At 70.4% G+C, this 24,619-nt stretch carries 13 protein-coding genes and 3 rRNA genes; 5 read left to right on the forward strand and 11 right to left on the reverse strand.

The features are described from left to right. Positions 1-79: 79 nt before the first annotated feature. The 8 genes from ABWK59_RS12580 to trpS all read right to left on the reverse strand — a co-directional run bounded on the left by ABWK59_RS12580 (position 80) and on the right by trpS (position 10,924). Positions 80-742 (reverse strand): response regulator transcription factor, encoded by a 663-nt coding sequence (locus ABWK59_RS12580; protein WP_354640551.1) that lies wholly within the window; start codon positions 740-742, stop codon positions 80-82. Next, entirely contained in the window at positions 694-2,121 is a 1,428-nt protein-coding gene (locus tag ABWK59_RS12585; protein WP_354640553.1) for a sensor histidine kinase, read from the reverse strand. The genes ABWK59_RS12580 and ABWK59_RS12585 overlap by 49 nt, the downstream gene beginning before the upstream one ends. Positions 2,122-2,358: 237 nt before the next feature. Beyond that, positions 2,359-2,475 (reverse strand): 5S ribosomal RNA (gene rrf, locus ABWK59_RS12590). A gap of 69 nt (positions 2,476-2,544) precedes the next feature. Then, positions 2,545-5,651 (reverse strand): 23S ribosomal RNA (locus ABWK59_RS12595). 281 nt (positions 5,652-5,932) lie between these two features. Continuing rightward, positions 5,933-7,452: ribosomal RNA gene (locus ABWK59_RS12600) — 16S ribosomal RNA — on the reverse strand. The 16S, 23S and 5S rRNA genes sit together here, the layout of an rRNA operon. A gap of 513 nt (positions 7,453-7,965) precedes the next feature. Beyond that, positions 7,966-8,637, reverse strand: a complete 672-nt coding sequence (locus ABWK59_RS12605) for a nucleoside/nucleotide kinase family protein (protein WP_354640555.1) — start codon at positions 8,635-8,637, stop codon at positions 7,966-7,968. A gap of 13 nt (positions 8,638-8,650) precedes the next feature. Beyond that, entirely contained in the window at positions 8,651-9,556 is a 906-nt protein-coding gene (locus ABWK59_RS12610) for a S66 peptidase family protein (RefSeq protein WP_354640557.1), read from the reverse strand. A gap of 357 nt (positions 9,557-9,913) precedes the next feature. Then, a complete protein-coding gene (gene trpS, locus ABWK59_RS12615) occupies positions 9,914-10,924 on the reverse strand; it encodes a tryptophan--tRNA ligase (RefSeq protein ID WP_354640559.1) in 1,011 nt (336 codons plus the stop codon). A gap of 330 nt (positions 10,925-11,254) precedes the next feature. On the opposite strand from trpS, the gene ABWK59_RS12620 reads away from it, so the two are divergent. Continuing rightward, entirely contained in the window at positions 11,255-12,079 is an 825-nt protein-coding gene (locus ABWK59_RS12620; RefSeq protein WP_354640561.1) for a hypothetical protein, read from the forward strand. 59 nt (positions 12,080-12,138) lie between these two features. On the opposite strand, the gene ABWK59_RS12625 is transcribed toward ABWK59_RS12620, so the two are convergent. From ABWK59_RS12625 to ABWK59_RS12635, 3 genes are all read right to left on the reverse strand, one after another. Next, the gene (locus tag ABWK59_RS12625; protein WP_354640562.1) at positions 12,139-12,696 is read right to left on the reverse strand and encodes an NUDIX hydrolase; all 558 of its coding nucleotides are present in this window, start codon (positions 12,694-12,696) and stop codon (positions 12,139-12,141) included. A 63-nt stretch (positions 12,697-12,759) separates the two neighbouring features. Next, on the reverse strand, positions 12,760-16,668 hold the full coding sequence (locus ABWK59_RS12630; protein ID WP_354640564.1) for an ABC transporter ATP-binding protein: 3,909 nt from the start codon (positions 16,666-16,668) through the stop codon (positions 12,760-12,762). 404 nt (positions 16,669-17,072) lie between these two features. Beyond that, the gene (locus ABWK59_RS12635) at positions 17,073-17,720 is read right to left on the reverse strand and encodes a TetR/AcrR family transcriptional regulator (RefSeq protein WP_354640565.1); all 648 of its coding nucleotides are present in this window, start codon (positions 17,718-17,720) and stop codon (positions 17,073-17,075) included. A 131-nt stretch (positions 17,721-17,851) separates the two neighbouring features. Between ABWK59_RS12635 and ABWK59_RS12640 the strand changes: the two genes are divergently transcribed. The 4 genes from ABWK59_RS12640 (at position 17,852) to ABWK59_RS12655 (ending at position 24,394) form a co-directional block, all read left to right on the forward strand. Continuing rightward, complete coding sequence (locus ABWK59_RS12640) at positions 17,852-19,576, forward strand: carboxyl transferase domain-containing protein (RefSeq protein ID WP_354640567.1); 1,725 nt, start codon at positions 17,852-17,854, stop codon at positions 19,574-19,576. A 270-nt stretch (positions 19,577-19,846) separates the two neighbouring features. Beyond that, on the forward strand, positions 19,847-22,093 hold the full coding sequence (locus tag ABWK59_RS12645) for an acetyl/propionyl/methylcrotonyl-CoA carboxylase subunit alpha (RefSeq protein ID WP_354640568.1): 2,247 nt from the start codon (positions 19,847-19,849) through the stop codon (positions 22,091-22,093). Then, a complete protein-coding gene (locus ABWK59_RS12650) occupies positions 22,090-23,118 on the forward strand; it encodes a hydroxymethylglutaryl-CoA lyase (protein ID WP_354640569.1) in 1,029 nt (342 codons plus the stop codon). Before ABWK59_RS12645 ends, ABWK59_RS12650 begins: the two co-directional genes overlap by 4 nt. Positions 23,119-23,203: 85 nt before the next feature. Continuing rightward, a complete protein-coding gene (locus ABWK59_RS12655) occupies positions 23,204-24,394 on the forward strand; it encodes an acyl-CoA dehydrogenase family protein (protein WP_354640570.1) in 1,191 nt (396 codons plus the stop codon). Positions 24,395-24,619: the final 225 nt, after the last annotated feature.

Raw genomic sequence — 24,619 nt, forward strand, 5'->3', positions numbered from 1 at the left:
ACCCCTGGGAGTCGGCTGGCCCGTTCGCGACCCACCGGATACTACTCGTACGGGCGTTCCACCTGCTCCCGGGCCAGGGCTACCCCGCGACGTCAGCGGCCCCGTTGAGGTGCGCGAGCACCGCCAGGACACGGCGATTGCCGTCCTCGGTGGGGGCCAGCTCCAACTTCGTGAAGATATTGGCAATGTGCTTGGCGACCGCTCCGTCGCTCACCGTCAGCCGGGCCGCGATGGCCGAATTCGAGCACCCCTCGGCCATCAGCTCCAGCACCTCCTTCTCCCGCGGGGAGAGCCGCTGGATCGGACGGGAATCCCCTTGGCTGTGCAGCAACTTGGCGATGACGTCCGGGTCCATCGCCGTGCCGCCGGCCGCCACCCGGCGGACCGCGTCGATGAACTGGTCGGCGTTGAACACCCGGTCCTTCAGCAGGTACCCGACGCCGCCGGAGCCGTCCGCCAACAGTTCGCGCGCGTACAGCTGCTGGACGTGCTGCGACAGCACCAGCACCGGGAGCCCGGGGATCTGCCGGCGAGCCGCGAGCGCCGCCTGGAGGCCCTCGTCGGTGAGGGTCGGGGGCAGCCGGACGTCCACCACCGCGACGTCCGGCCGGTGCTCGATCAGCGCCGCCAGCAGGTCAGGGCCGGTCTCGACGGCCGCCGCCATGGTGAACCCGTGCGCCTCCAGCAGCCGCGTCAGGCCTTCTCGGAGGAGGTAGAGATCCTCGGCGAGGACAACGCGCACGGCAGCTCCATGGTGATGGTGGTCGGCCCGCCGAGCGGACTGCTCAGCGAGAGGACACCGTCGAAGGTACCCAACCTGCGCTCGATCCCGCGCAGGCCGCCACCGCCCTCGAACGACGCACCGCCGTGCCCGTCGTCCGTCACCGACACCCGCAGCCGACCGGCCCGGAACAGGATGTCCACCCACACGTGCTGGGCCCGCGAGTGCTTCGCCGCATTGGCCAGCAACTCGCTGACGCTGAAGTAGACCGCCGTCTCCACCGGCGCCTCCGGCCGCGACGGCAGGCTCACCGTCACCTCCGTGGACAGCGGGCTGGTGAGCGCCAACTCCCGTACCGCGTCGGCCAGGCCGCGCTCGGCCAGCACCGGCGGGTGGATGCCGCGCACCAGATCCCGCAGCTCCTGCAGGGCCTTCGCCGAGGACTGCCGCGCCTCCGAGAGCAGGGACCGCGCGGCGGCCGGATCCGTCTCCAGCAGGTGCTCGATCGTGCCGAGGGTCAGCCCGATCGCCACCAGCCGGGCCTGGGCGCCGTCGTGCAGATCACGCTCGATCCGGCGGAGCTCGGCCGCCTGCGCGTCCACCGCGTCGGCCCGGGTCACCGTGAGCTCGGCGACCCGTCGGCTCAGCTGCGCATGCGTCGGCTGCGCCAGGCCGCGGGTGAGGATCCGGTGGCCGAAGTCCGCGAACGCCCGCACCGCGTACGGCAGGGCGAGCAGGCCCGCCACCACCGCACCGAGCGCGACGGCCTCCCAGACCATGAAGTCCACCAGGTACCCCGCGCCCGACCGCGGCGCCTCCACCGCCGCCATGACGGCGAGGAGCGCACCGCCGACGACCAGGGCCAGCAGCGGCAGCGTCAGCACCGCGGCGGCCGCCGGCCCCACCAGCAGCCACAGCGCCTCGTTCCGGGTGTCCTGGTCGCGAACCGCCCAGTGGACGAACTGCACCAGCTTCGCCACCCGCTGCTGCCGGTGGTACGAGTACCCCGTCCACCAGTAGCCGCGCGCGTCCTGCTCCAGCGGGGGACGGACGCTGTACGCCGCCTTCAGCCGCAGACCGTGCCAGCGCGCCAACTGCCCCCGCGTCCGACCCGCGTAGTGCCGGGCGAACCACAGCGCCACCGGACCGCTGACCAGCAGGGCCACCACGAACCCCACGGGAGCCCCGTCGCTCACGACCGTGTACTCGTTCACCAGCACGACGGTCATGGCCCCGGTCGCGGCGACGACGAGGACGGGCAGGATCGTGTGCAGGGCGGCAGCCCCCGCGACGACCACCGCGCGGCCGGCCGCGATCAGCCCCGTCCGTACCAGGGACAGGGCGCTCTGCCGCACCGCACCCGGTGATGTCCCCGGGGAGAAGGGGGTCGTCGTTGCCACGGATGCTCCTGACGGTCGGTGAGTCTGCACCATCAGTCTTCCTGGTGCGGATGATCGAAGCACTGGCCGTGTCACCCGTCTTTGAGGTGGACCTAGCACCACCCCCACCCGGGCCCTACCTCCCGCGCCGCTCTCCGGCTCACGGCGGGGCACGGCCGGCTCGACTCCCGTCCCGGGGAAAGGCCCGGAAATGCGAAAAGGGCCCCGCACGAATGCGGGGCCCTTCCCTGAATGATTGTTCGGCGGCGTCCTACTCTCCCACAGGGTCCCCCCTGCAGTACCATCGGCGCTGTGAGGCTTAGCTTCCGGGTTCGGAATGTAACCGGGCGTTTCCCTCACGCTATGACCACCGAAACACTATGAAACTATCCGCCGGCAAGACGGGTCGTGGTTTCAGAACCAACACAGTGGACGCGAGCAACTGAGGACAAGCCCTCGGCCTATTAGTACCGGTCAACTCCACCCCTCACAGGGCTTCCATATCCGGCCTATCAACCCAGTCGTCTACTGGGAGCCTTACCCTCTCAAGGAGGTGGGAGTGCTCATCTCGAAGCAGGCTTCCCGCTTAGATGCTTTCAGCGGTTATCCCTCCCGAACGTAGCCAACCAGCCATGCCCTTGGCAGGACAACTGGCACACCAGAGGTTCGTCCGTCCCGGTCCTCTCGTACTAGGGACAGCCCTTCTCAACACTCCTACGCGCACAGCGGATAGGGACCGAACTGTCTCACGACGTTCTAAACCCAGCTCGCGTACCGCTTTAATGGGCGAACAGCCCAACCCTTGGGACCTACTCCAGCCCCAGGATGCGACGAGCCGACATCGAGGTGCCAAACCATCCCGTCGATATGGACTCTTGGGGAAGATCAGCCTGTTATCCCCGGGGTACCTTTTATCCGTTGAGCGACGGCGCTTCCACAAGCCACCGCCGGATCACTAGTCCCTACTTTCGTACCTGCTCGACCCGTCAGTCTCACAGTCAAGCTCCCTTGTGCACTTACACTCAACACCTGATTGCCAACCAGGCTGAGGGAACCTTTGGGCGCCTCCGTTACCCTTTGGGAGGCAACCGCCCCAGTTAAACTACCCACCAGACACTGTCCCTGATCCGGATCACGGACCCAGGTTAGACATCCAGCACGACCAGAGTGGTATTTCAACGTCGACTCCACAACAACTGGCGTTGCTGCTTCAAAGTCTCCCACCTATCCTACACAAGCCGAACCGAACACCAATATCAAGCTATAGTAAAGGTCCCGGGGTCTTTCCGTCCTGCTGCGCGAAACGAGCATCTTTACTCGTAATGCAATTTCACCGGGCCTGTGGTTGAGACAGTCGAGAAGTCGTTACGCCATTCGTGCAGGTCGGAACTTACCCGACAAGGAATTTCGCTACCTTAGGATGGTTATAGTTACCACCGCCGTTTACTGGCGCTTAAGTTCTCAGCTTCGCCTAGCCGAAACTAGACTAACCGGTCCCCTTAACGTTCCAGCACCGGGCAGGCGTCAGTCCGTATACATCGCCTTACGGCTTCGCACGGACCTGTGTTTTTAGTAAACAGTCGCTTCTCGCTGGTCTCTGCGGCCACCCCCAGCTCGGAGTGCAAGACTCGTCACCAGGAATGGCCCCCCTTCTCCCGAAGTTACGGGGGCATTTTGCCGAGTTCCTTAACCACAGTTCACCCGAACGCCTCGGTATTCTCTACCTGACCACCTGAGTCGGTTTAGGGTACGGGCCGCCATGAAACTCGCTAGAGGCTTTTCTCGACAGCATAGGATCATCCACTTCACCACAATCGGCTCGGCATCAGGTCTCAGCCTCAATGAGTGACGGATTTGCCTATCACTCGGCCTACACCCTTACCCCGGGACTACCACCGCCCGGGCTGGACTACCTTCCTGCGTCACCCCATCGCTCACCTACTACCACCTTGGTTCAGCGGCTCCACCACTCCCCTTTGCCCGAAGGCTCCGGGGCGGCTTCACGGCCTTAGCATCAGAGGGTTCAACGTTGGCGCTTCAAAGCGGGTACGGGAATATCAACCCGTTGTCCATCGACTACGCCTGTCGGCCTCGCCTTAGGTCCCGACTTACCCTGGGCAGATCAGCTTGACCCAGGAACCCTTGGTCAATCGGCGCAAGAGTTTCCCACTCTTGTATCGCTACTCATGCCTGCATTCTCACTCGTGAACCGTCCACAACTCGATTCCTCGGCTGCTTCACCCGGCACACGACGCTCCCCTACCCATCCACACAGCCGTTGGGCCTACACGTGTGAATGACACGACTTCGGTGGTGTACTTGAGCCCCGCTACATTGTCGGCGCGGAATCACTTGACCAGTGAGCTATTACGCACTCTTTCAAGGGTGGCTGCTTCTAAGCCAACCTCCTGGTTGTCTCTGCGACTCCACATCCTTTCCCACTTAGCACACGCTTAGGGACCTTAGTCGGTGTTCTGGGCTGTTTCCCTCTCGACCATGGAGCTTATCCCCCACAGTCTCACTGCCGTGCTCTCACTTACCGGCATTCGGAGTTTGGCTAAGGTCAGTAACCCGGTGAGGCCCATCGCCTATCCAGTGCTCTACCTCCGGCAAGAAACACACGACGCTGCACCTAAATGCATTTCGGGGAGAACCAGCTATCACGGAGTTTGATTGGCCTTTCACCCCTAACCACAGGTCATCCCCCAGGTTTTCAACCCTGGTGGGTTCGGTCCTCCACACGGTCTTACCCGCGCTTCAACCTGCCCATGGCTAGATCACTCCGCTTCGGGTCTTGGGCGTGCAACTCAATCGCCCTATTCGGACTCGCTTTCGCTACGGCTACCCCACACGGGTTAACCTCGCTACACACCGCAAACTCGCAGGCTCATTCTTCAAAAGGCACGCAGTCACAGTCCGAAGACTGCCCCCACGGCTTGTAGGCACACGGTTTCAGGTACTATTTCACTCCGCTCCCGCGGTACTTTTCACCATTCCCTCACGGTACTATCCGCTATCGGTCACCAGGGAATATTTAGGCTTAGCGGGTGGTCCCGCCAGATTCACACGGGATTTCTCGGGCCCCGTGCTACTTGGGAGATGAGCAAGCAAGCCGCTAATGTTTCGTCTACGGGGGTCTTACCCTCTACGCCGGACCTTTCGCATGTCCTTCGACTACACCAACGGTTTCTGACTCGCCGACCGGCCGGCAGACCGATCAAGCTCATTCCCACGACCCCCAAGCGGCAACCCCTGCCGGGTCTCACACCACTTGGGTTTAGCCTCATCCGGTTTCGCTCGCCACTACTCCCGGAATCACGGTTGTTTTCTCTTCCTGCGGGTACTGAGATGTTTCACTTCCCCGCGTTCCCTCCACACTGCCTATGTGTTCAGCAGCGGGTGACAGCCCATGACGACTGCCGGGTTTCCCCATTCGGACACCCCCGGATCAAAGCTCGGTTGACAGCTCCCCGGGGCCTATCGCGGCCTCCCACGTCCTTCATCGGTTCCTGGTGCCAAGGCATCCACCGTGCGCCCTTAAAAACTTGGCCACAGATGCTCGCGTCCACTGTGCAGTTCTCAAACAACGACCAGACACCCAAACTCAACACCCCGAACCGGGATGCCTCGCATGAGGCCGGCAACTCTGAAGCAACAACCTTGATGGCCGTTCCTTCAGGACCCAACAGCGTGCCCGACACACCAGCGGTCGTCCTGTGTTCCACGCCGAAGCAGTACTAACAGACCCCATACCAGTGTGCCGAATAGTCAACGTTCCACCCATGAGCAACCGTGCGAGACATTCGCTCGCAGTCGGCCATGTGCTCCTTAGAAAGGAGGTGATCCAGCCGCACCTTCCGGTACGGCTACCTTGTTACGACTTCGTCCCAATCGCTGGTCCCACCTTCGACGGCTCCCTCCCAAGGGTTAGGCCACCGGCTTCGGGTGTTACCGACTTTCGTGACGTGACGGGCGGTGTGTACAAGGCCCGGGAACGTATTCACCGCAGCATGCTGATCTGCGATTACTAGCAACTCCAACTTCATGGGGTCGAGTTGCAGACCCCAATCCGAACTGAGGCCGGCTTTTTGGGATTCGCTCCGCCTCGCGGCATCGCAGCCCTTTGTACCGACCATTGTAGCACGTGTGCAGCCCAAGACATAAGGGGCATGATGATTTGACGTCGTCCCCACCTTCCTCCGAGTTGACCCCGGCAGTCTCCTGTGAGTCCCCATCACCCCGAAAGGCATGCTGGCAACACAGAACAAGGGTTGCGCTCGTTGCGGGACTTAACCCAACATCTCACGACACGAGCTGACGACAACCATGCACCACCTGTACACCGACCACAAGGGGGCGCCCATCTCTGGACGTTTCCGGCGTATGTCAAGCCTTGGTAAGGTTCTTCGCGTTGCGTCGAATTAAGCCACATGCTCCGCTGCTTGTGCGGGCCCCCGTCAATTCCTTTGAGTTTTAGCCTTGCGGCCGCTCCCCAGGCGGGGAACTTAATGCGTTAGCTGCGGCACCGACGACGTGGAATGTCGCCAACACCTAGTTCCCAACGTTTACGGCGTGGACTACCAGGGTATCTAATCCTGTTCGCTCCCCACGCTTTCGCTCCTCAGCGTCAGTAATGGCCCAGAGATCCGCCTTCGCCACCGGTGTTCCTCCTGATATCTGCGCATTTCACCGCTACACCAGGAATTCCGATCTCCCCTACCACACTCTAGCCTGCCCGTATCGAATGCAGACCCGGGGTTAAGCCCCGGGCTTTCACATCCGACGCGACAGGCCGCCTACGAGCTCTTTACGCCCAATAATTCCGGACAACGCTCGCACCCTACGTATTACCGCGGCTGCTGGCACGTAGTTAGCCGGTGCTTCTTCTGCAGGTACCGTCACTTACGCTTCTTCCCTGCTGAAAGAGGTTTACAACCCGAAGGCCGTCATCCCTCACGCGGCGTCGCTGCATCAGGCTTTCGCCCATTGTGCAATATTCCCCACTGCTGCCTCCCGTAGGAGTCTGGGCCGTGTCTCAGTCCCAGTGTGGCCGGTCGCCCTCTCAGGCCGGCTACCCGTCGTCGCCTTGGTGGGCCGTTACCCCACCAACAAGCTGATAGGCCGCGGGATCATCCTGCACCGCCGGAGCTTTCCACCCACCCCCATGCAGGAGCAGGTCATATCCGGTATTAGACCTCGTTTCCAAGGCTTGTCCCAGAGTGCAGGGCAGATTTCCCACGTGTTACTCACCCGTTCGCCACTGATCCACCCCGAAGGGCTTCACCGTTCGACTTGCATGTGTTAAGCACGCCGCCAGCGTTCGTCCTGAGCCAGGATCAAACTCTCCGTGAATGTCAACCCGTCATCGGGTTCCCACTCGCGGAAGAGCGGCACGGCAACCACCGGAATAAGGTGATCCCGCGCACTGCGTCCTCGCTAGTGTTATTTCAAAAGGAATCTCCAACAAGACCATGACGGCCTCGCCGGGGATGTCAACATATCTGGCGTTGACTTTTGGCACGCTGTTGAGTTCTCAAGGAACGGACGCTTCCTTCGGACCGCCTTCCAGCGGGCCCTCCGGGCGCTTCGTTCTTTCGTGTTTCCAGCTTATCAGATCCGAGCTTGTGCTCTTTCCCGACTCGCTTTCGTCTTCTGCGCCTTGACGGCCCGTCCGACGTTTCAAACTCTAGCCGATCCCCACTCCGAAAAGCGAATCCGGCCGCAATCCATATAAACGCGCACGCCGAATTCGCACGAGGGCGCGACAAAGCGCGACCCAGCCCGGACCGGGAAGTGGTGTTTCAAGGGATTGGCCGCTCCGGGACCGTCCGCGCAGACGCGTGTCCGGTGCTCCCTGCCGAGCGACTAGAGAACAGTACGCCCATCGGTGGGCTGAGGCAAATCCCCCACCCGCACCACCCAGGTGCAGGCGTCCCGTCCTGCCTTCACGTGCTCGCCGTTGGGGTGGTCGTTGCCGTTGATGCGCAGGCGGGCCTGCTGGTGGTCCTGTCCCCCGCCGACGTGGCGGTCGAGCAGGCGGGCGTCGCGGACCGCGTCCTCGGCGTCGACGTACCAGAGCTCGCGCATCAGCGCGCGGGCCTCCTGCCAGGGGCTGCCGGCGGCGGCGAGGTAGTTGCCCTCGGTGACGACCAGCCGGGTGTGCGGACGGACGACGTGGCGGGCGGCCACCGGTTCGTCGAGTGTCCGGTCGAAGTCGGGGGCGTACACGTCGCGGAAGCGCTCGGCGGTGACGCGCTGGAGCAGGGCGACGTATCCCAGGGCGTCGAACGTCTCGGGTGCGCCCTTGCGGGAGCGCAGGCCGAGGCGGTCGAGCTGGGCGTTGGAGAGGTGGAAGCCGTCGAGCGGGAGGAGGGCCGCGGTGTCGGGGGCCTCCCGCCGGTTGACCTCGTCGACCAGGAAGCGGGCGAGGGTGGACTTGCCGGCGGCGGGCGGTCCGGCCAGGCCGAGGACGGTCCGGCCGTTGCCGCGCCGCCCGCTCAGCAGGCCCAGGGCGCGTGTGACCAGGGTGTCGTGCATGGGCGCACCCTACTTACTGGTGGCCCCCGGCGAGAACCGTCCGGTCCGTGAGCGCCGGCACGTCCAGGGTGAGGGTTCCGGCGTCCGCGTCGAGGGTGGCGGGGAGGCCGAGCGGGACGGTGAGCGAGGACGGGCCGTGGCCGAATCCGAGCTCCCACACGACGGGGACACCGAGGGGGGCGAGCCGGTCGGCCATCACCGCCCGGACCCGGTCCAGCGGGCCGCACCCCTCCCAGGAGCCCAGGGCGATCCCGGCGACGCCGTCGAGCGCGCCACTGCGGAGCAGCTGGGTGAGGCTGCGGTCGAGCTGGTACGGGTGGTCGTTCACGTCCTCCAGCAGCAGGATCGTGCCGGCGTAGGAGGGGCGTGCGGTCGGCGTGCCACGTTCGGTGGCGAGCAGGGCGAGGCAACCGCCGGCCGTGGTGCCGTGGGCGCGGCCGGGAACGAGGGCCTCGGCGCTCGGGGAGGTGAGCAGCGTGGTGGTGTCGGGCTCGAAGAGGGTGCGGCGCAGGTGCTCGGCGGTGGGCCGGTCGGCGAGGAAGGAGGCGGCGCTGCCCATCGGGCCGTAGAGGGTCGGGAGGCCGAGGCGGGTTCCGACGGCTTCGTGGAGGACGGTGATGTCGCTGAAGCCGACGAGGAGGGTGGGCGGGGCGGCGCGCATCGTGTCCCAGTCGAGCAGGTCGACCATGCGCTGGACGCCGTAGCCGCCGCGGGCGCAGATGACGGCGGAGACCGTGGGGTCGAGCCAGGCCTGCTGGAAGTCGGCGGCGCGGTCGGCGTCGGTGCCGGCCAGGTGGCCCAGGGTGGGGTGGGTGTCGCCGATGTGCTCGCCGGTGACGACGTCCAGGCCCCAGGAGCGGAGGATCTCGACGCCGGCGGCGAGGCGGTCCCGGTCGACCGGGCCGCTGGTGGCGACCACGGCCACCCGGTCGCCGGGGACCAGCCGAGGAAGCCGCGCGGTCGCGGGAACAGCGGACGCGGAGGGAACAGCGGGGGCGGAACGAACGGACGGAACGGTCGCGGGATTCGGCGGCAGGTGCGGCGTGCGTGGCTGATCCATCGACAGGTCTCCCCCGGGCATGGTTGTTCGGCTGCTCACGGTATCCCCCGTCCGGGGGCTCGCCGATCCCGACCGGGGACGGCTGTCCGTCCCGGCCGCGTCCGCCCGCCTCCGGCCCGCGCCCGCGGTCCGGGCAGGCGGGCCGGGCAGGCGGGCCGGGCAGGCGGGCCGGGCAGGCGGGCCGGAGGCGCTGCGGCCGGGGGTGGTCCCGGTCCTTCAGACCATTCCCATGACGGCCCGCACCTCCGCGAGGGTGGTGTCGGCGATGGCGTTGGCGCGCTCGTTGCCGTCGCGGAGGATGCGGCGCAGGTGCCCGCGGTCGCCGGCGAGTTCGGCGCGGCGGGCGCGGAGCGGGCGGAAGTGTTCGTTCACGGCCTCGGTGACGGTCTGCTTGAGGCGGGCGGCTCCGCCGTGGCCGATCTCCTCGGCGACCTCCTCCGGTGCGCGGTCCTGGCAGAGGGCGGCGAGCAGGACGAGTGACGAGACCTCGGGGCGGCGGTCGGGGTCGTACGTGATGTGGCGGTCGGTGTCGGTCTTGGCGCCGCGGAGCAGCCGGGCGGTCTCGTCGGCGGTGGCGCCGAGCGGGATGGCGTTGCCCCGGCTCTTGCTCATCTTGTCGCCGTCGGTGCCGAGGAGGAGGGGTGCGGCGGAGAGCAGGGCCTCGGGTTCGGGGAAGACCCGGGTTCCGTAGCGCTCGTTGAAGCGGCGGGCGATGGTGCGGGTGAGTTCCAGGTGCGGGAGTTGGTCCTGACCGACGGGAACGAGGTCGGCTTTGCAGAAGAGGATGTCGGCGGCCTGGTGGACGGGGTAGGTGAACATCAGTCCGCTGACGCCGGAGCGGCGGGAGTGGGCGATCTCGTCCTTGACGGTGGGGTTGCGGCCGAGTTCGGCGACGCTGACCAGGCTGAGGAAGGGCAGCAGCAGCTGGTTGAGGGCGGGGACGGCGCTGTGGGTGAAGACGACGGCGCGGTCGGGGTCGACTCCGGCGGCGAGGTAGTCGAGGACGAGGTTCTCGGCGTGCTCGGCGGGCCGGTCGGCGACGTCGCGGTCGGTGAGGACCTGGTAGTCGGGGACCACGAGGAGCAGTTCGACGCCCAGGGACTGGAGGCGGACGCGGTTCTGCAGGGTGCCGAAGTAGTGGCCGAGGTGGAGCGGGCCGGTGGGGCGGTCGCCGGTGAGGACGCGGTGGCGGCCGGGGTCGCGGCTGACGGTGTCGATGGTGTGCACGGGTTCTCCTCGGGTTCGGTGGGTGCCGTCCGCCGGTACGGGTGCCGCCGAGGTGAACGCGACGGGGCCGTCCGAACGGACGGCCCCGGGTGGTCATGCGGGGAATGTGGCCGTCCTAGGACGGCCACCAGCGCAGGCATGACAAGGTCTTCATGTGGTCAAGACTAGCGGGAGGAGAAGGGTGGGCCGAGCGATTTGTCGGGGATCACGTCCGGGCCGCGCGGTGGCGGTGCGGGAGGGCTGGTCCGGCGTCAGATCACGGTGATCCCTTGGGGTTCCGGCAGCGGTAGGGCAAGATCATTCCAATCGGACATTCGGAGGGCCCGAGCCATGACCTCACTGGACCAGACCTTGCCGGACGTCGAGGCGGCGACCGCCCGCAGACTGCTGGAAGGTCTGGGAGCCCGGCTCCGGACGGCGTACGAGCAGGGCGTCGAGCTCGACGAGTTGGCGGCGGCGTGCCGCCGTTCGCCGGCGACCGTGCGCCGCCTGCTCGAGGCGGCCGGGACCGACCTGCCTCCGCTGGAGCGGGCCGTCGGCGCGGGTTCCGCCGGTCCCGGGCCTGCCGGCCCGCTGCATGCGGCGGGTGCGGGGGCGGGTGCCGCGTTCGTACGGGTGCCGGAGCCGACCGACACGGGAGCTCGGACCCGGCGGGCGCGGATGCCCACCCCCGCGCGGGGGCTCGGCCGTACTCGCGGCGAGGAGCGTCCCGGCACGTGGGCGGAGGCGCCGTCGCCTCCCGCGCTCCTGACCGGAGCCGCCCCGGCCGGGCCGGCGCCGGCGGAGAGCGGGTCGGTGGAGACCGAGTCGACGGGGAGCCGGCCGGCGGGGGGCGCCGGGGCTGCCTTCGGTGTGCTGATCGCGGGTTCGCCCGCGCCTCCGGCTGCCGTGGCCCGGCGGCGGCGGGCGGTCAGCCGGGTGGAGGCGCGGCCGATGCGGATCGGGCGGGGCACCAGCCTGGTGGTGGTCCCGGCGTGGCGGGAGTCGATCGCGGTGTCCGTGCCGACGGCCAGCCTGGTGGAGTCCACCGGCCTGAGCCTGGAGCGGCTGGCGTCGGCACGGCTCAGCGTGCTGGTCGATCTCGGTGCGGTGCACGACGGCGAGTTGGACGCGCACGGCTGGCGGGTCGAACCGGACGGCTCCGGGGCGGCCTGAGCCCGAACGGCGAACCGCCCCGGTGGAGCCCCGCTCGGGAGCGGTGGGAGCAGCACCGGTCAGCCGCGGCGCGGTTCGCCGTTCGCCACGTAGCCGAGGTGCACGGCGGTGACCGGCCGGTCGTCGCCGTGCAGCCAGTCCTCGCGGACGGCGTCGAGGAGTTCGGGCAGCTGTGGCGGCCAGAGCAGGTCGGCCTGCTCGTCGGCCAGGTCGGCCGGGGTCCACCAGCGCCAGGCGAGGATGCCGTCGGTGGCGTGCGCGGCGCTCACGTCGCCCTGCGGGCCCCGGCGCGGTCCGCGGCCGAGGAAGATCTGCTCGTGCTGGCGGACCGGGATGCCGTGCCACGTGAAGTCGTGCTCCCAGGTGCAGAGCAGCGGACCCGGCGCGATGTCCGTCCAGCCGGTCTCCTCCCGCAGTTCGCGGCGGGCGCCCTCGGCGGGCGACTCCCCCGCGTCCAGTCCGCCGCCGGGCATGTTCCAGTGGACGCCGACCTCGATGTTGTCCGACCTGAGCAGGAACACCGACCCGTCCGGCGCCAGCACCGCGGTGCGGGCGGCGGACCGGGGTCGGCGTTCGGAGCTGGACCTGCGGGACGTGCCCGGGATGAGTCGTCGCATCCGGCCACCCTCGCAGAGCGGCTCGGGGCTGTCGATCGGGTTCCGGGGCGGGTTGAGGTTCCGTCAGCCGGCCACCGGTGCAGGGGTGGAGTCGGCGTGGTGGCCCTCCGCGATGAACGCCTGCCACAGCTTGGCGTACGCGCCCCCGCGGGCGAGCAGCGCGGTGTGCGTCCCGTCCTCGACGATGCGGCCGTGGTCCAGCACCAGGATGCGGTCGGCCCGTTCGGCGGTGGTGAGGCGGTGGGCGATGACGAGGGTGGTCCGTCCGCCGCTGAGCCGCTCGGCGGCGCGGTTGACGGCCGCCTCGGTGGCGAGGTCGAGGGCGGCGGTGGCCTCGTCCAGCAGCAGGATGTCGGGGTCGACCAGTTCGGCGCGGGCGAGGGCGATCAGCTGGCGCTGGCCGGCGGAGAGGTTGCGGCCGCGGGGGGCGACCTCGTGCCGGTAGCCGTCGGACAGGCCGGTGATCATGTCGTGCGCGCCGACGGCCCGGGCGGCCGCCTCGACCTCGGCGTCGGTGGCTCCGGGGCGGCCGTAGGCGATGCTGTCCCGGACCGTGCCGGCGAACAGGTACGCCTCCTGCGGGACCACTCCGAGCCGGTGCCGGTACCCGGCGAGGTCGTAGGCGGTGAGGTCGGTGCCGTCGATCCGGACGGTGCCGCCGGTGGCGTCGTAGAACCGGGCGACCAGCTTGATCAGGGTGGACTTGCCGGCGCCGGTCTCGCCGACGAGGGCGACGGTCTGCCCGGCGGGGATCCGCAGGTCGATGCCGGAGAGCACGTCCGGACGCTCCTCGCCGGCGCCGTCGTAGGCGAAGGCCACCCCGTCGAACTCGATCTCGCCGCGCAGCCGCTCCACCGGGACCGGGTGCGCGGCCTCCGGGGTGCTGGTCGGGGTGCGCAGCAGCTCGCGGATCCGGTCGAGGCCGACCGAGGCCTGCTGGTAGCCGTCGAAGATCTGCGACAGCTGGTTGACCGGGGCGAAGAACAGGTCGATGTACAGCAGGTAGGCGACCAGCGCGCCGATGGTGAGGGTGCCGGCGTCGACCCGCGAGGCACCCACGATCAGCACCAGGGCGGAGGCCACGCTGGAGAGGAACTGCACGAACGGGAAATACAGCGAGATGTACAGCTGCGCGCGGGCCCGGGCGTCGCGGTAGGCGAGGCCGCGCTCGACGAACCGGTCGGTGTTGGCGCCCTGGCGGCGGAACGCCTGGACGATCCGCATGCCCGCGACGTTCTCCTGGAGGTCGGCGTTGACCGTGCTGATCAGGTCACGGGAGATCTGGTACTGGGCGGTGGACTTCCTGCGGAACACCAGGGTGGCCACGACCAGCAGCGGCAGGACGGCGAACACCACCAGGGCGAGGCCCGCGTCGATGATCAGCAGGGCGGCGAAGATGCCGAGGAAGGTGAGCAGCGAGACCACGGCAGTGACCACGCCGGTCTGCAGGAAGCTGGAGATCGAGTCGACGTCGGTGGTCATCCGGGTCATGATCCGGCCGGTGAGCTCGCGCTCGTAGTAGTCCAGGCCGAGCCGGTTGAGGTGGGCGAAGATCTTCAGCCGGAGCGTGTAGAGGACCCGCTCGCCGGTGCGGCCGCTGACCCGGGTCTCCACGCTCTGCACCAGCCAGTCGAACAGCACCACGGCGAGGGCGGCCAGCGCGGCCACCGCCACCCCGGCCATCGCGCTCTTGGTGACGCCGTCGTCGATGCCGTGCCGGATGAGGACGGGGATGCTGAGCCCGGCGGCGGTGTCCAGGGCGACCAGGAGGAGGGCGAAGGCCAGCGGGCCGCGGAAGGGCGCGAGCAGGCGGCGCAGGGAGAAGTCGGGGTCGCCGGCCTCGGCGCGGCCGACCGGGACGTCGGGGGTGTCGGTGGCCGGCGGCAGGGCGGCGACCTTGGCGAGCAGCTCCGGGTCGGCGCCCTTGGCCCCGGGGGTGGCGTCCCCCGCGGCCTTGGACGCCTCGGCCGGCGCGGGGGCGGTGCCGCCCGCGGTGGCCTTCGGTGTGGTCTCCGGCGCGGCCTCCGAGGCGGTCTCGGGCGCGGCCGCCGGCGCGGTCTCGGGCCCGGCGAGCGCGTCCGGGTCGGTGATCAGGGCGCGGTAGAGGGCGCAGCGCTCCTGGAGTTCCTCGTGGGTGCCGAGGTCGACCAGCCGGCCGCGGTCCAGGACGGCGATCCGGTCGGCCAGCTGGAGGGTGGAGCGGCGGTGGGCGATCAGCAGGGTGGTCCGGCCGGCCATCACGCTGCTCAGGGCCCCGTGGATCTCGGCCTCGACCTGGGGGTCGACGGCGGAGGTGGCGTCGTCCAGCAGCAGGATGCGCGGGTCGGTGATGATCGCACGGGCGAGGGCGACGCGCTGGCGCTGGCCGCCGGAGAGGGTGAGGCCCTGCTCGCCGACCTTGGTGTCGTAGCCCTGGGGCAGCCCGCGGATGAACCCGTCGGCCTGGGCTATCCGGGCGGCGGCCTCGATCTGCGCGTCGGTGGCCTCGGGGTGGCCGTACGCGATGTTGGTGCGGACGCTCTCGGAGAACAGGAAGCTGTCCTCGGGGACGGTGCCGATGGTCGCTCGGATCGAGTCGAGGGTGACCTCGCGGAGGTCCTCGCCGAACAGGCGGACGGTGCCGCCGGTGGGGTCGTAGAAGCGCGGGACGAGCTGGGCGACGGTGGACTTGCCGGAGCCGGAGGAGCCGACCAGGGCCAGGGTCTCGCCCGGTTCGAGGCGCAGGGTGAGGCCGTCCAGGACCGGGGAGGCGCCGGGGAGGCGGTCCTCCTCGCCCTCGTAGTGGAACTCGACGCCGTCCAGCTCCAGGGCCGGGGTGCCGGGCGGGGCGGCGGACGGGTCCACGGCGTGGGCGCCGGTGCGCTCCTCCACCAGCGGGCGCTGGTCGATCAGCTGGACCACCCGCTCCACGCCGGCGCGGGCCTGCTGGCCGACGGTGATCACCATGGCGAGCATCCGGACCGGGCCGGTCATCTGGGCGAGGTAGGTGGAGAAGGCGACGAAGGTGCCGAGCGAGACGCTGCCGCGGACGGCGAGCCAGCCGCCGAGGGCGAGCACGGCGACCTGGCCGAGCGCCGGGATGGCCTGCATCGCGGGGTTGTAGCGGCTGGTCAGCCGGATCGAGCGGAGGCGGGCGGCGAACAGGCCGCGCGAGACGTGCTCCAGCTTGGCCCGCTCCTGGGCCTCCTGGCCGAAGCCCTTGACCACCCGGACGCCGCCGACCGCCGCGTCCACGACCCCGGCCACCGCGGCGGCCTCCTGCTGGGCGGCCCAGGTCGCCGGGAAGAGGCGCTTGCGGCTGAGGGCGGCGATCCACCACAGCGCGGGCGCCATCACCAGGGCGATCAGGGTGAGCGGCAGGGACAGCCAGAGCATGACCACGATCGACATGCCGAACATCAGCGCGTAGCCGGTCATCATCGGCAGCATCGACAGCAGCCCGTTGATCAGCTGCAGGTCGGAGGTGGCCCGGCCGACCACCTGGCCGATGTCGAGCCGGTCCTGCCGGTGGCCGTCCAGCCGGGTGAGCGAGCGGAACAGGTCGGCCCGCATGTCGTGCTGGACGTCGAGGGCGAGCTGACCGCCGTAGTAGCGGCGGACCTGGGTACAGAGGAACACCAGCAGGGCCGCCACCAGCAGCGCCGCCGCCCAGGGGGCCAGCGGGCGGGTGTGCGCGGTGATCACGTCGTCGATGATCAGCTTGGTGATCAGCGGGACGACCGCGGTGATGGCCATGCCGACGAGCGAGGCGCCGAAGGCGAGCAGCAGGTTGCGGCGGTACCGCCAGGAGTAGCCGGCGAGGCGGCGCAGCCAGCCCTGCTCGGGCAGGGGACGGCCGGAGCCGGAGCGGTCGGCATGTCCGGTGCCGGCGGCGGGTCCGGCGTGCCCGCGGTGTCCGGGCGGGGGTGCGGCCGACGGGCGGGCCGGGGCCGCGGACGGCGTGTCCTGACGGGCATCGCCGCTCCTGGGCATCTCCGCGGTTGAGCCGTGACTCTCGGGCATCTTCGGGGCCACTCACCATTCGACCGGTCGGCGTCCATCGGGTTCGACGGGCGTACGGGAGGCTCAACGACCCTGGGCCGGTGTTTCCTTCCCTCCCCTCAGCGTGCGGGAGGGACGGGCGTGGCGCACCGGACCGGGGGCGGGCGCCGGACCCACCTTTGGTCCTCGTCCTCGGGCCCGGGTCGAGCCGGGGCCCGGTCTCGCGCACCGTGGCGGTCGGGGCCCGCTGGAGGGCGCCCGCGTGCCGGTGGAGGACCGCCGGGCGGGCGGGGGTGGCCCGGCCGGAGGGCGGGTGGAGGGCGGTGGGACGGGTGGACCGTGGATGGAGGGGGCCTGGCTGCCCGGTGGAGTCGGGCGGGTGGAGTCGGGCCGGTTCAGGCGGCCTCGGAGCGGCCCGCCTCGTCGGCGGCGGCCGCGAAGGCGCCCTGGGCCAGCCGGTGCAGCAGGGCGGCCATGCCGTCGCGGGCCAGGCCGGTGCGGTCGCCCTGGGCGGGGTTGGGGGCGGCGCTGTGCGGAGTGGAGTTGAGCAGGCCGAAGACCGCGTGCACGGCGGCGCGGGCCAGCGGTTCGGCGTCGGGAAGGGCCAGTGCGGGGAAGGTCCGGCGGACCACGTCGACCCAGAGCTCGACGTAGGCGCGCTGGAGCCGGCGGACCCGGCGGCGGTCCTCCTCCTTGAGGTGGAGCAGCTCGCGGTCGTGCAGGATGATCAGGTCGCGGTCGTCGAGGGCGAAGTCCACATGGCCCCTGATCAGGGCGTCCAGTGCGCCGGTGGCGCCGTCCGCCTCGCCGGCCCGGCGCCGGCCCTCCTCCAGCAACCGCTCGCTGATGCCGACCAGGAGGTCGGCAAGCATGGCGTCCTTGCCCGAGAAGTGGCGGTAGAGGCCGGGGCCGCTGATGCCCACGGCCTTGCCGATCTCGTCCACGCCGACTCCGAGGAAGCCCCGGGCGGCGAACAGCCTGGCGGCCTCCCGGCGGATCTGGTCACGGCGTGGGAGCGCGGGGGCTGCTGGGACGTTCGGCATGCTGCCCATCGTAGACAGTCGAGTTATCGGCGGTTAACCTGGCGGCAGGAGTTAACGCTCATTAACGTCGGGGCGGCGGCCTCACCCTTCCGCCTCCCCGTTTCGGCTCCGAGGGCAAGGGAGCTCTTGGGATGGTCCTCACAACCACGGGATCGGCCTACGGCCCGGCCGCCCGATCGGCTGCCGGGCCCGCCTTCACGGCGGACCCGGTCAACGGCTGGTTCGACGGCGCCGCGGCGGCACCGGCACCCCGCCTGGAGACCTCGGTCGACCCGGGGTCCGCGGCCTACCGCGCGAACGACGACGCCCACCGGGCGCTGGTCGCCGAGCTGCGCGAGAAGCTCGGCAGCGCGGCGCTCGGCGGGGGCGAGAAGGCGCGCGCCCGGCACACCGCGCGCGGCAAGCTGCTGCCGCGCGACCGCGTGGACACCCTGCTCGACCCGGGCTCGCCGTTCCTGGAGATCGCGCCGCTGGCGGCCGACGGCATGTACGGCGGCGCCGCGCCGGCCGCGGGCGTCATCGCGGGCATCGGCCGGGTGGCCGGCCGCGAGGTGGTGGTGGTCGCCAACGACGCCACCGTCAAGGGCGGCACCTACTACCCGATGACGGTGAAGAAGCACCTGCGGGCGCAGGAGGTGGCGCTGGAGAACCGGCTGCCCTGCGTCTACCTGGTCGACTCCGGCGGCGCCTTCCTGCCGATGCAGGACGAGGTCTTCCCGGACCGCGACCACTTCGGCCGGATCTTCTACAACCAGGCCCGGCTCTCCGCCGCCGGCATCCCGCAGATCGCGGCGGTGCTGGGTTCCTGCACCGCGGGCGGCGCGTACGTCCCGGCGATGAGCGACCAGGCCGTGATCGTCCGCAACCAGGGCACCATCTTCCTGGGCGGTCCGCCGCTGGTGAAGGCGGCCACCGGCGAGGTGGTGACCGCCGAGGAGCTGGGCGGCGGCGACCTGCACTCCAAGACCTCCGGCGTGACCGACCACCTGGCCGAGGACGACGAGCACGCGCTCTCCATCGTCCGGACCATCGTGGCCGGCCTAGGCCCGCGCCCGTCCCGCCCGTGGCCGCTGGCCCCGGTGGAGCCGCCGGCGGTGGATCCGGCCGGGCTGTACGGCGCCGTCCCGGTGGACCCGCGCACCCCGTACGACGTGCGCGAGGTGATCGCGCGGCTGGTCGACGGCAGCCGGTTCGCCGAGTTCAAGGCCGAGTACGGCACCACGCTGGTGACCGGGTTCGCCCGGATCCACGGCCACCCGGTGGGCATCGTCGCCAACAACGGCGTGCTGTTCGCGGAGTCCGCGCTGAAGGGCGCGCACTTCATCGAGCTGTGCGACCAGCGCGGCATCCCGCTGCTGTTCCTGCAGAACATCACCGGCTTCATGGTCGGCCGCCAGTACGAGGCCGGCGGCATCGCCAAGCACGGCGCCAAGATGGTCACCGCGGTGGCCTGCACCCGGGTGCCCAAGCTGACGGTGGTGATCGGCGGCTCGTACGGCGCCGGCAACTACTCGATGTGCGGCCGGGCGTACTCGCCGCGCTTCCTGTGGATGTGGCCCGGGGCGAAGATCTCCGTGATGGGCGGCGAGCAGGCGGCCTCGGTGCTGGCCACCGTGCGGCGCGACCAGCTGGAGGCCCAGGGCGAGGACTGGTCGACCGAGGCGGAGGACGAGTTCAAGCGGCCCGTCCGCGAGCAGTACGAGCGGCAGGGCAACGCCTACTACGCCACCGCCCGGCTGTGGGACGACGGCGTGATCGACCCGAAGGACACCCGGACGGCCCTCGGCCTCGCGCTGACGGCCTGCGCCAACGCGCCGCTGGCCGAGCCGCGTCCCTACGGCGTCTTCCGGATGTGACCCCCCGGTGGGCGGGCCCGGACCCGCCCACCGGACGGCCCGTCCACGCGCCGACAGACCGGGGCCGGCCCGCCCGTACCGGACCACCCGTACCGGCGGACGGCACCGACCGGCCGCCCGTCACCGGGCCCGACCGGCCACCGTCCGGACCCGACCCCGCCGCGCTCGTCCGCTCCACCGGCGGACCGGCGCCCCGGCCCACCCTGGCCACCCGCCCGCTGCGGCCCCCTTCGTTCCAGCGGTTCCCCTCGACCCGGAGGCACACCTCCCATGTTCGACACCGTTCTCGTCGCCAACCGGGGCGAGATCGCCCTCAGGGTGATCCGCACCCTCCGGCGGCTCGGCGTGCGCTCGGTCGCCGTCCACAGCGACGCGGACGCCGACGCCCCGCACGTCCGCGCCGCCGACCTGGCCGTCCGGCTCGGGCCGGCCGACCGCAGTGACAGCTCGGCCGCCGAGACCTACCTGCGGACCGACCTGATCATCGCGGCGGCCCGCCGGACCGGCGCCCGGGCCGTGCACCCGGGCTACGGCTTCCTCGCCGAGAACCCGGCCTTCGCCCGGGCCTGCGCCGAGGCCGGGCTGGCCTTCATCGGCCCGCCGCCGGCCGCGGTCGAGCTGATGGGCGACAAGATCAACGCCAAGGAGGCCGTCCGCGCCGCCGGGGTGCCGGTGGTACCGGGCAGCCAGGGTGGCTCGCCGACCGACGAGGAGCTGACCGAGGCCGCCGAGGGGATCGGCTACCCGGTGCTGCTCAAGCCCTCCGCCGGTGGTGGCGGCAAGGGCATGCGGCTGGTGCGCGACCCGGCCGACCTGCCGACCGAGATCGCCGCCGCGCGCCGGATGGCCCGCACCGCCTTCGGTGACGACACCCTGCTGCTGGAGCGCTGGGTCGACCGCCCCCGCCACATCGAGGTGCAGGTCCTGGCCGACACCCACGGCACGACCGTGCACCTCGGCGAGCGCGAGTGCAGCCTGCAGCGCCGCCACCAGAAGCTGATCGAAGAGGCTCCCTCCGTCCTGCTGAATCCTCAGACCCGGGCGGCCATGGGCGAGGCCGCCGTCCGGGCCGCCGAGGCCTGCGGCTACACCGGTGCCGGCACCGTCGAGTTCATCGTCCCCGGCATCGACCCGGACGGGCCGGCCCCCGAGGGCGTCCTGGACTTCTTCTTCATGGAGATGAACACCCGCCTCCAGGTCGAGCACCCGGTCACCGAGATGGCCATCGCCGTGGCCGGCCCGGACGGCCCGCAGCGGCTGGACCTGGTGGAGTGGCAGGTGCGGGTGGCCGCCGGCGAGGCGCTCCCGTTCTCCCAGCCCGACGTCTCCTTCCTGGGTCACTCCATCGAGGCCCGGATCTGCGCCGAGGACCCGGACCGCGACTTCCTGCCCACCGGCGGCCGGATCCTGCGCCTGGACGAGCCCTCGGGTGAGGGCGTCCGGGTGGACTCCGGCGTCACCGCGGGCAGCGAGGTCGGCAGCCTCTACGACCCGATGCTCGCCAAGGTCATCGCGTACGGACCCGACCGCCCGACCGCGCTGCGCCGCCTCCGCGCCGCCCTGGCCGAGACCCGGATCCTGGGCGTGACCACCAACACCGGCTTCCTCCGGCGCCTGCTGGCCCAGCCCGAGGTCACCGAGGGCCGGCTCGACACCGGGCTGGTCGAACGGACCGTCCAGCAGAACCCCGCACTGCTGGCATCGCCGTACTCCCGGCCCGGTACGGCCGGCACCCCGGCGGGCGCCCCGGACACCGGGACCCCGGACGCCACCGCACCCGCAGATACGGCGACCCCCGACAGCGACGCCTCGGTGGACACCCTCCACCTCGCCGCGGCGCTGGCCCGGCACCTCGAACTCGCCCCAACCGCCGCCCCCGGCGGCTGGACCGACCCCTTCACCCTCCCTTCCGGCTGGCGCCTCGGCGGTGAGGCGGCCTGGACGATCCATCGCCTCCGCATGCCGGGCCACGACCCGGTCACCGTCCGGGTACGGCCCGTCACTGCCGGAAACGTAGCCGAGGGCACTGACAATCGCGCCTCCGGCACCCCTGACCTGCAGGTACGCCTCGGCGACGGCCCGATCAGGACAGCCCGGGCCACCCGGGTGGACGGCCGGCTGCACCTCACCCTCGACGGGCTGCAGACCACCTTCGCGCTGGCCGTCGACCGCTCCCCCGCCGGCCCGGTGACCTGGCTGTCCGTGGACGGCGACGCCTGGGCCGTGCACCCCTTCGACGCGGTCGCCGAGCGCACCGCCGCCGGTACCGCGCACCACGGCGCGCTGACCGCCCCGATGCCCGGGACGGTCACCGTGGTGAAGTCCGCGGTCGGCGACCGGGTGCACCGCGGCCAGGCCCTGCTGGTCCTGGAGGCGATGAAGATGGAGCACGTCATCGCCGCCCCGCACGACGGAACGGTCAGCGAACTGCGCGCGGTCGCCGGTTCGACCGTCGCCATGGACGAACTGCTCGCCGTGGTCGCGGCGGACGAGGACACCGCGGAGGCGACGGCATGAGCACCCACGACACCGGCACCGGCACCGGCACGGCCGGCGGCGCCGACGCGGGCGCCCGCGAGCCCGGCGTCCTCGACCTCGGTCTCCCCGAGCCGGTGGCGGACCCGACGCTGCCGGCCCGGGTCCGGATCCACGAGGTCGGGCCGCGCGACGGCCTGCAGAACGAGAGCGCGCTCGTCCCGGTCGAGGTGAAGGCCGAGTTCATCACCCGGCTCGCCGCGGCCGGCCTGGACACCGTCGAGGCCACCAGCTTCGTCCACCCCAAGTGGGTGCCGCAGCTGGCCGACGCGGAGGAGCTGATGCCCCGGCTGGCTGGCCTGACGGACCGCCACCCCGGCCTGCGGCTGCCCGTGCTGGTGCCCAACGAGCGCGGCCTGGATCGGGCGCTGGCCCACCACGTCTCGGACGTGGCGGTGTTCGCCAGCGCCACCGAGACCTTCGCCCGGCGCAACCTCAACCGCTCCGCCGACGAGGCGATGGAGATGTTCCGCCCGGTGGTCGAGCGGGCCGGTGAGGCCGGCGTGCCGGTCCGCGGCTACCTCTCGATGTGCTTCGGCGACCCCTGGGAGGGCCGCGTCCCGGTCCAGCAGGTGGTCGGCCACGGCGTCCGGCTGCTGGAGATGGGCTGCGCCGAACTCAGCCTCGGCGACACCATCGGTGTCGCCACCCCCGGCCAGGTCACCGCCCTGCTGAACGGTTTCACCGAGGCCGGCGTGCCGGTCGGGAAGCTCGCCGTCCACTTCCACGACACCTACGGCCAGGCCCTGGCCAACACCCTGGCCGCGCTCCGGGCCGGCGTCACCGTGGTGGACGCCTCGGCCGGCGGCCTCGGCGGCTGCCCGTACGCCAAGAGCGCCACCGGCAACCTGGCCACCGAGGACCTGGTCTGGATGCTGCACGGTCTCGGCATCGAGACCGGCGTCGACCTCCCGGCCCTGGTGGCCACCAGCGGCTGGCTCGCCGACCGGATCGGCCGGCCCAGCCAGTCCCGCGCCGTCCGCGCGCTGCTCGGTCAGCAGTCCTGACCCACGTTCCCTCCCCCACCCTCTGGCCCCGTCCCACGGGCCACCTCTCAGGCCCGTCCCACGGCCGCGATCCAGGAGGATCACCATGCTCGACCACCGGCTGGACCACGAGTACGAGGACCTGCGCCGTACCGTGGAGCAATTCGCCAACGACGTGATCGCCCCGAAGATCGGCGACTTCTACGAGGCGGGCGAGTTCCCGTACGAGATCGTCAAGGAGATGGGGCGGATGGGCCTGTTCGGCCTGCCCTTCCCCGAGGAGTACGGCGGCATGGGCGGCGACTACTTCGCCCTCGGCCTGGCCCTGGAGGAGCTGGCCCGGGTCGACTCCTCGGTCGCCATCACCCTGGAGGCCGCGGTCTCGCTGGGCGCCATGCCGATCTACCGCTTCGGCACCGAGGAGCAGAAGCGCGAGTGGCTGCCCAAGCTGACCTCCGGTGAGATGCTCGGCGCCTTCGGCCTGACCGAGCCGGAGGGCGGCACCGACGCCGGCGCCACCCGCACCACGGCCCGCTACGACGCCGAGACCGACGAGTGGGTCATCAACGGCACCAAGTGCTTCATCACCAACTCCGGCACGGACATCACCGGGCTGGTCACGGTCACCGCACTCACCGAACCGATCACTCGTTCGAGTGAAGACGGAGGCGAGCCCTCGCCTTCCCGCGAGATCTCCTCCATCATCGTCCCCACTGGAACCCCGGGCTTCCAGGTGTCCAAGAAGTACTCCAAGGTCGGGTGGAACGCCTCCGACACCCGCGAACTGTCCTTCACCGACTGCCGGGTCCCCGCCGCCAACCTCCTCGGTGCCCGCGGCCGCGGGTACGCCCAGTTCCTGCGGATCCTCGACGAGGGCCGCATCGCCATCGCAGCCCTGTCCACCGGCCTGGCCCAGGGCTGTGTCGACCAGTCGCTCGCCTACGCCGGTACCCGCCGCGCCTTCGGGCGGCCGATCGGCGCCAACCAGGTCATCCAGTTCAAGCTCGCCGACATGGAGATGCGCGCCCACACCGCCCGCCTGGCCTGGCGGGACGCCGCCTCCCGGCTGCTGCACGACGAGCCGTTCAAGAAGGAGGCCGCGATCGCGAAGCTGTACGCGTCCGAAGCCGCCGTCGACAACGCCCGGGAGGCGACCCAGGTCCACGGCGGGTACGGCTTCATGAACGAGTTCCCGGTCGCCCGGTTCTGGCGCGACAGCAAGATCCTCGAAATCGGTGAGGGCACCTCGGAGGTCCAGCGGATGCTCATCGCGCGAGAGCTCGGCATGACCTACTGACGGCCCACCGACCAGAGACACCTGGTCGACCCCGATGCGGGGAGGCGTCCCGCACCGGGCCCACCATCACTCCGGCGGCGCCGGGAGGTAGGCAGACCTGACCTGCGTACCCCCGGCGGCGCCGGGGTCCTTCGGGCTGCCCTGACGCCGACGGCTCGTCACCTCCTGGGCAGGGGCAGCGAGTTCAGAGTTACGCTGCGCGGATTCCGGCCCCCGGCCCGCATG

Source organism: Kitasatospora sp. HUAS MG31 (genome assembly GCF_040571325.1).
Classification (GTDB): domain Bacteria; phylum Actinomycetota; class Actinomycetes; order Streptomycetales; family Streptomycetaceae; genus Kitasatospora; species Kitasatospora camelliae.

Coding starts and splice junctions, on each gene's coding strand:
- ABWK59_RS12605 (WP_354640555.1), bottom strand. CDS start 8,637: ATGCACGACACCCTGGTCACACGCGCCCTGGGCCTGCTGAGCGGGCGG.
- ABWK59_RS12620 (WP_354640561.1), top strand. CDS start 11,255: ATGACCTCACTGGACCAGACCTTGCCGGACGTCGAGGCGGCGACCGCC.
- ABWK59_RS12625 (WP_354640562.1), bottom strand. CDS start 12,696: ATGCGACGACTCATCCCGGGCACGTCCCGCAGGTCCAGCTCCGAACGC.
- ABWK59_RS12630 (WP_354640564.1), bottom strand. CDS start 16,668: ATGCCCAGGAGCGGCGATGCCCGTCAGGACACGCCGTCCGCGGCCCCG.
- ABWK59_RS12635 (WP_354640565.1), bottom strand. CDS start 17,720: ATGCCGAACGTCCCAGCAGCCCCCGCGCTCCCACGCCGTGACCAGATC.
- ABWK59_RS12640 (WP_354640567.1), top strand. CDS start 17,852: ATGGTCCTCACAACCACGGGATCGGCCTACGGCCCGGCCGCCCGATCG.
- ABWK59_RS12645 (WP_354640568.1), top strand. CDS start 19,847: ATGTTCGACACCGTTCTCGTCGCCAACCGGGGCGAGATCGCCCTCAGG.
- ABWK59_RS12650 (WP_354640569.1), top strand. CDS start 22,090: ATGAGCACCCACGACACCGGCACCGGCACCGGCACGGCCGGCGGCGCC.
- ABWK59_RS12655 (WP_354640570.1), top strand. CDS start 23,204: ATGCTCGACCACCGGCTGGACCACGAGTACGAGGACCTGCGCCGTACC.